Source organism: Sphingomonas sp., assembly GCF_031426035.1.
In the GTDB taxonomy this organism is placed as follows: domain Bacteria; phylum Pseudomonadota; class Alphaproteobacteria; order Sphingomonadales; family Sphingomonadaceae; genus Sphingomicrobium.
This window is the reverse complement of the sequence record NZ_JANPKO010000011.1, coordinates 1-10,634: the sequence shown is the minus strand read 5'-3', so window position 1 is coordinate 10,634 and position 10,634 is coordinate 1. Positions and strand designations below refer to the sequence as shown.

Genomic DNA, 10,634 nt, shown 5'->3' with positions numbered 1-10,634 from the left:
GCCGTAATTAGCGGCCAAGGATTTCCGGAGGCATCCTTTCGTTCTCCCATACTGTGCCAAAGCTCTTCGTAAACAAATGGCATGAAGGGGTGCAGCATGACGAGGATCTGATCAAAAACCCAAGCAGCCACAGCTCGAGTTTCGATGTTCGAGCCTTCACTGATCCTCGATGGATGAAGTTCGGGCTTGATCCATTCGACATACCAGTCGCAGAAGGTGCCCCAGGTGAAGTGGTAAATGGCGTCGGCCATGCCATCGAAGCGCAATTCGTCGAACGCCTTGTTGAGACGGCCAAGCGTGTCGACCACTTCGCCGATGATCCAGCGGTTGACCGGCAGATTGGCCTCGGGCGCTGCGATCGAGGCGCTCGCGCCCACCCCATTGCCCTGGAGGAAGCGCGCGGCGTTCCACAGCTTGGTGGCAAAGTTGCGATAGCCCTCGACGCGTTTTTCATCGAGCTTGATGTCGCGGCCCTGGCTTTCCATCGCCGCCAAAGTGAAGCGCAAGGCATCGGCGCCGTAGCGGTCGATCAGGCCCAATGGATCGACCGTATTGCCCTTCGACTTGGACATTTTCGCGCCCTGCGCGTCGCGGACCAGACCGTGGAGATAGAGCGTCTTCCACGGGCGCTCGCCCATGAATTCAAACCCCTGCATCGCCATTCGGGCGTCCCAGAAGAAGATGATGTCGAAGCCCGAGATGAGCACGTCATTGGGATAATGGCGGGCGAGCTCCTCGGTCTGCTCGGGCCAGCCCAAGGTCGCGAACGGCCAGAGCGCGGAGGAGAACCAAGTGTCGAGCACGTCCTCGTCCCGACGTAGTTCAACCCCCGCCCCGGCCTTCGCTTGCGCTTCCGCAACCGTTTCCGCAACGAAAACATTGCCGTCGTCGTCGAACCACGCCGGGATGCGGTGTCCCCACCACAATTGGCGCGAGACGCACCACGGCTGGATGTTTTCGAGCCAGTTGAACCAGGTCTTCTTCCACGTCTCCGGCACAATCCGAATCGCGCCCGAGCGGGTCGCCTCGAGCACCGGCTTCACGAGGGTCGCGGCGTCGACATACCATTGGTCGGTCAGCCACGGCTCGATCACCACGCCCGAGCGGTCGCCGTACGGCGTGGCGATCACGCGGTCGTCGATTTTGACCAATGCGCCTTCGGCTTCGAGCAGTTCGACCACGCGGGTGCGGGCGTCGAAGCGGTCGCGGCCGAGGACTTCGGCGGGGATCAGTCCGTCGGCGGTCTGCACCACGCGGCCCTGGCCATCGAGCATGTTGAGCATGTCTGCGGGCTTGAACCCGGCGCGCTTGCCGACCTCGAAATCGTTGAAATCGTGGCCCGGGGTGATCTTGACCGCGCCCGAGCCGAGCTCGGGGTCGGCATGCTCGTCGGCAATAATTTTCACCAGGCGCCCGGTAATCGGCAGGCGGACATCCTTGCCGACGAGCGCGGTGTAGCGCGCATCCTCCGGATGCACCGCGACCGCCATGTCGGCGAGCATCGTCTCGGGCCGCGTGGTGGCGACCTCGACGTGGCCGGAACCGTCGGCGAGCGGATAGCGCAGGGTCCAGAACTTGCCCTGGATTTCGCGCGTCTCGACCTCGAGGTCGGAGATCGCGGTCTGGAACTTGGGGTCCCAGTTGACCAGGCGCTTGTCGCGGTAGGCGAGGCCGCGCTTGTAAAGCTCGACGAAGACATGGGTGACGGCCTTGGAAAAGCCCTCGTCCATCGTAAAACGTTCGGGGGCCCAGTCGCCCGTGGCGGCGTGGCGACGCAGCTGGCGGGTGATCTCGCCGCCACTCTCCGCTTTCCACGCCCACACGCGGTCGACGAACTCCTCGCGCGAAAAATCGGTGCGCTTTTTCTGCTCGAGATCGAGCTGGCGCTCGACCACCATCTGGGTGGCGATCCCGGCATGGTCCATGCCGACCACCCACAAGGCGTCCTTGCCCTGCATGCGGGCGTGGCGGACCAGGATGTCCTGCAGCGTATTGTCGAGCGCGTGGCCGATGTGCAGCGAGCCGGTGACGTTGGGCGGCGGCATGACGATGGTGAACGGGGTGGCGTCGGGCCGGTCGGGGCGGAACAGCCCGGTCGCTTCCCAATGCGCATACCAGCGCGCCTCGATCGGGCCGGGCTCGAAGGTCTTGGCGAGTTCGCTCATCGGGCGGCGGTTAGCGGGGTTTTTTCGTCATTGCGAGCGTAGCAAAGCAATCCAGAACTGGATTGCCGCGTCGCTAACGCTCCTCGCAATGACGACTACAGCGGGCGGCCGGTGATGCGGGTGATCTCGCGCTTGACGTGCTCGTCGACGATCCCCGGCAAATGCTCGTCGAGCCACTGCTTGAGCACCGGGCGGAGCATGTCGCGGACCATCTCCTCGAGCGGGTTGACGAGCGGCGGCGGGGGCACGGAGGCGGCGATGGTGGTGAGGTTGTCGAGCGCGACGCGGCTGTGCCCGGCGGCGGTCTCGTCAAGCAATGGCGGGCCGAGGTCGAGCGGCGGGGCGAGCGGCTGGTCGAGTTCGAGCACCTCGGGTTCGGCGTCAGCTTCGGCCGCGTCCTCGGCCGGCACGGGGAGCGGCTGGACGCGTTGCTCCTTCTCCTCGGCGATGACCTTTTTGATCGACGCCAGAATGTCTTCCATCGACGGTTCGCGACCCTGCATGGCGGTCGATATCGCCTATCGCCGCGGCGAAGTCACCCCTGGCGGGACGATCGGCGTGGCGGGCAGTTCGGTGGCGGTGACGGTGCGGGTGGCGACCGGATCATGGCGGCGGTCGTTGGCCCAGTCGTTGAAATCGCCGGCGACGCGGCGGTAATTGCCGAGGGGGTCGTAGAGCGGGCCGCCGTCGAGCCCCAAATCGTCGGCCTCGGCCTGGCCCATCGCGTTCAACAGCTGGAAGCCGGCGACATAGGCGTCGCGGCGTGCGCGGACCAGCTCGACCTGCGAGTTGAGCAGCTCGAGCTCGGCGTTCAAGACTTCGATCACGGTGCGGGTGCCGACGCCGCGCTCGGCGCGGGCGCCTTCGAGGGCGAGCTCGTTGGCCTGGACCGCGACGATGTTCGAATCGATCGCCCGCTTGGCCGCTTCGTAGGTGGCGAAGGCGGAGCGGGTGTTGGAGATGACCAGCCGCTCGGTGAAAATGACGCGCTCGAGGAACTGGCCTTCGATCGCCTGTGCCTGGCGGATGCGCGCGGCGGGCAGGCCGCCTTGGAAGATCGGGATGCGGGTGGTCAGGCCGACGCTGGTTTCGGTCCCGACGCGGGTGCTGTCGAAGGTCACCGGGTTGATGCCGGGGTCGCCGCTCAGCGTGTTGACGTAATTGCCTTGGGCGACCGCGGACACCGTCGGCAGGCGCCCGGCGCGCGCGACGCGGACGTCGTGGCCGGCGGCGCGCGCCTCGCGGTAGGCGGCGATCAAATCGGGGCTGTCGACCAAGGCGATGCGCACCGCCTCGTCGGGGGTGGCGGGGAGCGGCGGCAGCGGCGGCGGCGGGGCCAGCGCATCGGGACGGCGGCCGATGACGCGGCGGTAATTCTCCTCGGCAGAAATCAGCCGGCCCTCGGCGGTGGCGAGGGTGGAGCGGCCGAGCTGGAGCCGCGCCTCGGACTGGGCGACGTCGGTGCGGGTCAAATCGCCGATTTCGAAGCGGTCGCGGGTCGATTGCAGGTTGGTGCCCAGCACGCGGACGTTGTTGGCGTTCAATTCGACGATCGCGCGGTCGCGGATGACGTCCATGTAGGCGGCGACCGCCTCGGTAAACACGTCGCCTTCGACGGCGCGGAGGTTGGCGCGGTCTGCCAGCACGCGGGTCTTGGCCGCGCGCACCGAATTGCGCACACTGCCGCCGTTGAACAACGGCACGCTCAAATCGAGCCCGCCGTTGACGGTCGGCCCCTTGCTGCCGCGGCTGTCGAGCACGCCGCTGCGGGTCAGGTTGCGGTTGAGGCCGACCTGGGCACTGATTTGCGGCCGCCCGGCGGCGCGCGCGATGGCCACCGTCGAGTCGGTCGCGCGGAGGTTTTCGCGCTCGCCGGTCAGCGTCGGGTTGGTGCGGTAGGTCGACACCAGAGCCTCGCGCAAGGTGTCGGCCGAGGCGGTTCCCGCGGCCAGCGCCGCAAGCAGCGATCCAAAGGCAATCTTACGCATCAACCCGCCTTCGCCCGTCAAAACGTGAATTCCGCCGGCCGCGCGAAGCCGGGCAGCGCCGCGACCCCCGCGTCGGCGATCGAGTGGAGCCCGAACCCGCCGCCCGCCTTGCGCCCGATGGCCAGGCGCGTCACGCCGCGCGCGCTGAGCGCCGTTCCGAGGCGGCCGCCGTCGGCCAGCTGGTCGACCAGCGCCTGCGGCACCTGCTCGACCGCGCCGTCGATCAGGATGAGATCGTAGGGGGCGCCGGCGGCGTGGCCGTCGGTGAGCGCGCCTTCGGCGACGGTGACGCCGTTCGCCTTGGCCGCCGCGGCGAGTGCGGGCGAGCTTTCCAGCGCCGTGACCTCGAGGCCGATCCTGGCCAGCAGCGCGGCAGAGTAACCACCACCGGCGCCAACCACCAAGGCGCGCTCGCCGGCACGCGGGGCGAGCTCGGTGAGCAACAGGCCGAGCGCGGCCGGGGCCATCATCGAGCGGCCCTGCCCGAGCGGCACGGCGCGGTCGCCATAGGCCAAAGCGCGCGCCGCCTCGGGCACGAAACGCTCGCGCGAGACCGCCGCCATCGCCGCCAGCACCGCCGCGTCGGTCACGCCTTCGGGGCGCAACTGGCTGTCGATCATCGCCGCGCGGGCCGCGGCATAATCGGGGATGGCGGTGTGAATCGTCATTGGTGTTCTATGCCAGTAATACAGTTGGGGTGCAACCCGCTCTTATCCGCCCGCGCCGCAGCCGCCAAGCGCCGCGCGCCCGCCGTTGGTCGAAACACCGGCGGAGGGCGCCCGGGACGCGGCGGGCCGAGGCGAATAGGGCGGCGTCCGGCGCGGCGGCCTTGACGAACGCGGCATTCCCCCCGAAACGCACGGCCTCGGCCCGATGGCGGAGTGGTTACGCAGAGGACTGCAAATCCTTGCACGCCGGTTCGATTCCGGCTCGGGCCTCCACCCCTTTTTCCGTGCAGCGACGGAGCTTCGATATGCGCATCGCCTGCATCGGGGGAGGCCCCGCCGGCCTCTATTTCGCGATCTCAATGAAGCTGCGCGATCCGGCGCACGACATTACCGTGTTCGAGCGCAACCCGCCCGGGGTGACCTTCGGATGGGGGGTGGTGTTCTCCGACCGGACGGTCGAGAATCTGACCGCCAACGACCCGGTTTCGGCCAAGATCATCGCCGACGAATTCGCGCATTGGGACGACATCGAAGTGCATCTGCGCGGGCAATGCATCCGCTCGTCGGGGCACGGCTTCATCGGCATCGGGCGCAAGCGGCTGCTCGAGATTTTGCAAGGCCGCGCGCGTGAGCTCGGAGTCGGCCTCGAGTTTGAGGCGGAGTGTGACCCCGCCGACGACGCGCGGTGGGCCGACTACGATTTGGTGATCGCCGCTGACGGCATCAACAGCCGCGTCTGCGAGCGGTTTGCCGACGCCTTCGCAGTCGATGTCGACGAGCGCGCCAACCGCTTCGTTTGGCTGGGCACGGAAAAAGCGTTCGAGGCGTTCACCTTCGCCTTCGAGGAGACCGCGGCGGGGTGGATCTGGGCGCACGCCTACCGCTTCGCGCCCGACTGCTCGACGTTCATCGTCGAATGCTCCGACGCGACGTGGCGCGGGCTCGGGCTCGACACGATGGACCAGGCCGAGGCGATCGCCTTGTGCGAGACGATCTTTGCCAAATATCTCGACGGCCATCGGCTGCAATCGAACGCGGCGCATCTGCGCGGGTCGGCGGCGTGGCTGACCTTCAAGCGGATCAAGTGCGACAAGTGGCGGCACGGCAAGTTCATCCTGCTCGGCGACGCCGCGCACACCGCGCATTTCTCGATCGGGTCGGGGACCAAGCTCGCGCTCGAGGATGCGATCAAGCTGGCCGAGGTGCTCAACCGGCCGGGGCTGACGCTCGACGCGGCGATGGACGAATATGTCGCGGAGCGGAATCTGGAGGTGCTCAAGCTGCAGAACAGCGCGCGCAACTCGACCGAATGGTTCGAGACGCTCGAGCGCTATCTCCATTTCGAGCCGCTGCAATTCGCTTACTCGCTGCTGACGCGGAGCCAGCGCATCAGCCACGAGAATCTGCGGCTGCGCGACCCGGCCTGGCTGGACAGCGTCGAGCGCTGGTTCTGGCAGCGCGCGGGAGAGCCGGACAAGTCGGCGGCCCCGATGTTTGCGCCGTTCCGCTTGCGCGAGATGGCGCTCGCCAACCGCATCGCGTTGTCGCCGATGGCTATGTACTCGGCGGTCGATGGCACCCCGGGCGATTTTCACCTCGTGCATTATGGCGCGCGCGCGCTCGGCGGCGCAGGCCTGTTGTTCACCGAGATGACCTGCGTCTCGCCCGAGGGGCGCATCAGCCCCGGCTGCACGGGGATGTGGGCACCGGAGCATGGCGCGGCATGGCGGAGAATCGTCGACTTCGTCCACGCCCATTCGAAAGCGAAAATCTGCCTCCAGCTCGGCCATTCCGGGGCCAAGGGCTCGACCAGCCTCGGCTGGGACGGCAACGACGTGCCGCTGGCCGACGGCAACTGGCCGGTGATCTCGGCCTCCGACGTGGCGTGGTCGGACGCCAACCAGACGCCCCGCGCGATGACGCGCGCCGACATGGACGAAGTGAAGGCGCAGTTCGTCGGCGCTGTGCAAATGGCGATCGACGCGGGCTTCGACATGATCGAGCTCCATGCCGCGCACGGCTATCTGCTGTCGAGCTTCCTCACCCCGCTGCAGAACAAGCGCGGCGACGACTATGGCGGGAGCCTCGCCAACCGCCTGCGCTACCCGCTCGAGGTGTTCGCCGCGATGCGCGACGCCTGGCCGCGGGAAAAACCGATGTCGGTGCGCATTTCGGCCACCGACTGGGCCGGTGCCGACGGGGTCACCCCCGACGAGGCGGTGTTGATCGCGCAAGCGTTCGGCGAAGCCGGCGCCGACCTCATCGATGTCTCCGCCGGCCAGACGTGGGCCGGCGCGCAACCGGTCTACGGCCGGATGTTCCAGACGCCGTTTTCGGACAAGCTCCGCAACGAGGCGCGGGTGGCGACGATGGCGGTCGGCAACATCTACGAGCCCGACCACGCCAATGCGATACTCGCCGCCGGCCGCGCCGACATCGTCGCGCTCGGCCGCCCGCATTTGATCGACCCGATGTGGACTTTGCGTGCCGCCGCGGCGCTCAACTACCGCGGCATTCACGTGCCCCCGCAATATCTCAATGGCCAGGCCCAGCTCGCGCGCAACCTGCAGCGCGAGGCGGAGATGGCGGCAGCCGCGCTGCGGGTCTAGGCGGCCGCCGCGCTCGCCGCGACCTTGCCGAGCAGGCGGTCGATCGCGGCGCGCGCTGCGGGCTCGGTCAGTTCGGGCGCGTGGCCGACATTGGGCACGGTGGCCAGCTCGGCGCCGGGGATTTCGCCGAGCATCCGCTGCGCGACCTCGGCCGACAGCAAGTCGCTCAATGCGCCGCGCACGATCAGCAGCGGGCGCCCGCCGAGCGCGCGATAATAAGGCCAGGCGTCGATCGCCGGCAGCCCGCGGGTAAGGTGGAAATTGTCGGCGATTGCCATGTCGTAGTCGAACTCGATGCCGTCGGCGGCCTCGCGGCACACGCGCTGGGCGAAGCGCAGCCAGTCGGCCTTGCCATAGCCGGGATGGGCAACGCCCTGGGCCGCGCTGATCGCCGCCGCCGCCGCCTCCCAGTCGGCGAACAGCACCGGCTTGCCGACATAGGTTTCGATCCGCTCGAGGCCGGCCTCGTCGAGCTCGGGGCCGACGTCGTTGAGGATTGCGGCGGCGACGCGCTCCTCGTCGCTCGCCGCGATCAGCATCGTCACCAGCCCGCCGAGCGAGGTGCCGACGAACACCGCATCGGCGATGCCGAGCTGGTCGAGCAGCTTCAAGACATCGGCGGCATAGAGCGGCGGCGCGTAATTGACCGGGTGGGGGTCGCGCTCGCTCATCCCGCGGCCGCGGAAATCGGGGACGATCACCCGCCACTGGCCGGCGTAACGCTCGGCGAACTCAGCGAAGTCGCGCGAATTGCGGGTCAGGCCGTGGAGGCACAGCAAGGGCGGCTGGTCGGCCGGGCCGTCATAATCGCGGTAATGGAGCTTCAGCCCGTCGCGGCTGGTCCAGAACCGGTCGCGCCACGCCGCCATCAATGATTTCCCTCGCGCATCGCACCGCCTATCGCGGCGTTGTGCCCGCCATGCAATCCTCCACCCCCGATCCGCGCATTCTCGAGCTCGGCGCGGCGTTTTACGACGAGGTCGCGGCGGCGCGCTTCCCCGCGTGCACGCCGCGCTTCCTGAACCGCCGCTGGGCCGAGCGCATCGGCCTCGACCTCGACGACGACCAATGGGCCACGCATTTCTGCCGTTTCGAGCCGCTGCCAGGCAACCTCGAGACGCCGCTCGCGCTGCGCTACCACGGCCACCAGTTCCGCCACTATAACCCCGACATCGGCGACGGCCGCGGCTTCCTGTTCGCGCAATTGCGTGATGCCAACGGCCGCCTGCTCGACCTCGCCACCAAGGGCTCGGGCACTACCCCGTACAGCCGCACCGCCGACGGCAGGCTGACGCTCAAGGGCGCGGTGCGCGAGGTGCTCGCGACCGAGATGCTCGAGGCGCTCGGGGTCAACACCTCCAAAACCTTCGCGGTGTTCGAGACCGGCGAGCAATTGCTGCGCGGGGACGAGCCGTCGCCGACCCGCTCGGCGGTGCTGTCCCGGCTCGGCCACGGCCACATCCGTATCGGCAGTTTCCAGCGGCTGGCGTTCTTCGGCGAGACCGACAACATCAACGCGCTGGTCCGCTATTGCCTCGCGCATCTCTATGGCGAAGCGCCGGGTGGCGACGATGCGGCCAATGCGGCGCGCTTGGTCGACCTCGTCGCCGCCGCCACCGCCCGCCTCGCCGCCTCGTACATGGCGGCGGGATTCGTCCATGGCGTGCTCAACAGCGACAATATCGCGATCTCGGGCGAGAGCTTCGATTACGGCCCGTGGCGCTTCACCCCCGAGTGGGAGCCCGACTTCACCGCGGCCTATTTCGACCATCATGGACTTTATTCTTTCGCGCGGCAGCCCGAGGCGATCCACTGGGACCTCGCCCAGCTCGCCGGCTGCCTCGCGCTGGTGACCGAGGCGTCGGCGCTGTCCGATCTGCTGACTGGCTGGGGGGAACGGTTCGAGGCCGCGCTGGTCGCGGCGCTGCTGGCTCGGCTCGGGGTGGCGCCGCGCGGCGACGGCGACCGCGAGCTCGCCGCCGCGCTGGTCATCGGGCTGCAAGCGCGCGAGGCGACCATCGACCGCCTGTTCTTCGACTGGCGCGGCGGGCGCGACCCCGGGCCTGAGCGTTACCCGTCCCCGCCGTTCCGCGCGCTGGCGGCCCTGCTCGACGGGCGCGCGGTCCCCCCTACCCACCCCTACTGGTCCGACGCCGCGCCATGCTCGATGCACATCGAGGAGGTCGAAGCGATCTGGGCGGCAATCGCCGAGGCCGACGATTGGCGTCCGTTCGAGGCCAAGGTCGCCGCGATCCGCCGCATGGGCGAGGCAATGGGCGACGCCCCCGCTTGACCGCGCTGGCGGAGCGTGGTCGAGAGCGGGCGATGGCGGAGCGTTTAGTCTCGACCGAGCCCGCGACGGGCGCTGAAATCTGGTCCGGCGAGGTTGGCGACGCGGCCGCCGAGGTGGCCATCGCGCGCGCCGCTTTCCCCGGCTGGGCACATCATTCGGTGGCCTATCGCAGCGAGGCGATGAAGCGCTTCGCCAATGTCGTGCGGGCCAAGGAAACCGAGTTTGCGACGCTGATAGCACGCGAGACCGGCAAGCCGTTCTGGGAGGCGCAGACCGAGGTCGGCGCGGTGGTCAACAAGGTCGACATCTCGCTCAACGCTTACTCCGAGCGGACCCCGCAGCGGCGGCTGGAAGCGGCGCTCGGCAACAAGATCGCGGTGCGCCACAAGCCACACGGCGTGCTGGCGGTGCTGGGGCCGTATAATTTCCCCGCGCACCTCCCCAACGGCCACATCGTGCCGGCGCTGATCGCCGGCAATGCGGTGGTGTTCAAGCCGTCGGAAAAGACCCCGGCGACCGGCGCCTTGCTGGTCCAGTGCCTGCACGAGGCGGGCATCCCCGAAGGCGTCGTGCGGCTGCTGATTGGCGGGCCCGACCAGGGCCGCGCGCTCGCCGCCGAACCCGGCATCGACGGTCTGCTGTTCACCGGCTCGGCGCGCGCCGGCATGTCGCTCCACCGCCAGTTCGCCGAGACCCCGCACAAGATCCTCGCGCTCGAACTCGGCGGCAATAATCCGCTGGTGGTGTGGGACGCGAGGGACGTCGAGACCGCGGCGTCGATCGTCGTCCAGTCGGCCTATCTGTCGGCCGGCCAGCGTTGCACTGCGGCGCGGCGGCTGATCGTCGAAGACGGCCAGCATGAGGCGCTGATCGCCGAGGTCGTCAAGCTGATCGACCGGATCATCGTCGAC

General features: G+C 68.5%; 8 protein-coding genes and 1 tRNA gene. 4 read left to right on the top strand and 5 right to left on the bottom strand.

The features are described from left to right. From RMP08_RS01070 to RMP08_RS01055, 4 genes are all read right to left on the bottom strand, one after another. A partial coding sequence (locus tag RMP08_RS01070; protein ID WP_310467094.1) for a valine--tRNA ligase occupies positions 1-2,165 on the bottom strand: 2,165 nt, incomplete at its 3' end. A 95-nt stretch (positions 2,166-2,260) separates the two neighbouring features. Then, on the bottom strand, positions 2,261-2,668 hold the full coding sequence (locus RMP08_RS01065) for a DUF2497 domain-containing protein (protein WP_310467093.1): 408 nt from the start codon (positions 2,666-2,668) through the stop codon (positions 2,261-2,263). 15 nt (positions 2,669-2,683) lie between these two features. Continuing rightward, complete coding sequence (locus tag RMP08_RS01060; protein WP_310467092.1) at positions 2,684-4,153, bottom strand: TolC family outer membrane protein; 1,470 nt, start codon at positions 4,151-4,153, stop codon at positions 2,684-2,686. 17 nt (positions 4,154-4,170) lie between these two features. Continuing rightward, the gene (locus RMP08_RS01055) at positions 4,171-4,821 is read right to left on the bottom strand and encodes a protein-L-isoaspartate O-methyltransferase (protein ID WP_310467091.1); all 651 of its coding nucleotides are present in this window, start codon (positions 4,819-4,821) and stop codon (positions 4,171-4,173) included. Between the two features lie 199 nt (positions 4,822-5,020). On the opposite strand from RMP08_RS01055, the gene RMP08_RS01050 reads away from it, so the two are divergent. Together RMP08_RS01050 and RMP08_RS01045 are read left to right on the top strand one after the other, a co-directional pair. Further along, a tRNA-Cys gene (locus tag RMP08_RS01050) sits at positions 5,021-5,094 on the top strand. A 32-nt stretch (positions 5,095-5,126) separates the two neighbouring features. Then, positions 5,127-7,430, top strand: a complete 2,304-nt coding sequence (locus RMP08_RS01045; protein ID WP_310467090.1) for a bifunctional salicylyl-CoA 5-hydroxylase/oxidoreductase — start codon at positions 5,127-5,129, stop codon at positions 7,428-7,430. Here the strand turns inward: RMP08_RS01045 and RMP08_RS01040 are convergent. Next, positions 7,427-8,299 carry an alpha/beta hydrolase gene (locus RMP08_RS01040; protein WP_310467089.1) on the bottom strand — a complete coding sequence of 291 codons (873 nt, stop codon included), beginning with the start codon at positions 8,297-8,299 and terminating at the stop codon, positions 7,427-7,429. The two genes, RMP08_RS01045 and RMP08_RS01040, sit on opposite strands and share 4 nt — an antisense overlap. Before the next feature lie 50 nt (positions 8,300-8,349). Here RMP08_RS01040 and RMP08_RS01035 point away from each other — a divergent pair, with 50 nt between their 5' ends. After that, complete coding sequence (locus RMP08_RS01035; protein ID WP_310467088.1) at positions 8,350-9,723, top strand: protein adenylyltransferase SelO family protein; 1,374 nt, start codon at positions 8,350-8,352, stop codon at positions 9,721-9,723. 32 nt (positions 9,724-9,755) lie between these two features. Continuing rightward, positions 9,756-10,634, top strand: an 879-nt coding sequence (locus RMP08_RS01030; RefSeq protein WP_310467087.1) for an aldehyde dehydrogenase family protein, incomplete at its 3' end; no start/stop codon positions are given.

Coding starts and splice junctions, on each gene's coding strand:
- RMP08_RS01065 (WP_310467093.1), bottom strand. CDS start 2,668: ATGCAGGGTCGCGAACCGTCGATGGAAGACATTCTGGCGTCGATCAAA.
- RMP08_RS01060 (WP_310467092.1), bottom strand. CDS start 4,153: ATGCGTAAGATTGCCTTTGGATCGCTGCTTGCGGCGCTGGCCGCGGGA.
- RMP08_RS01055 (WP_310467091.1), bottom strand. CDS start 4,821: ATGACGATTCACACCGCCATCCCCGATTATGCCGCGGCCCGCGCGGCG.
- RMP08_RS01045 (WP_310467090.1), top strand. CDS start 5,127: ATGCGCATCGCCTGCATCGGGGGAGGCCCCGCCGGCCTCTATTTCGCG.
- RMP08_RS01040 (WP_310467089.1), bottom strand. CDS start 8,299: ATGGCGGCGTGGCGCGACCGGTTCTGGACCAGCCGCGACGGGCTGAAG.
- RMP08_RS01035 (WP_310467088.1), top strand. CDS start 8,350: ATGCAATCCTCCACCCCCGATCCGCGCATTCTCGAGCTCGGCGCGGCG.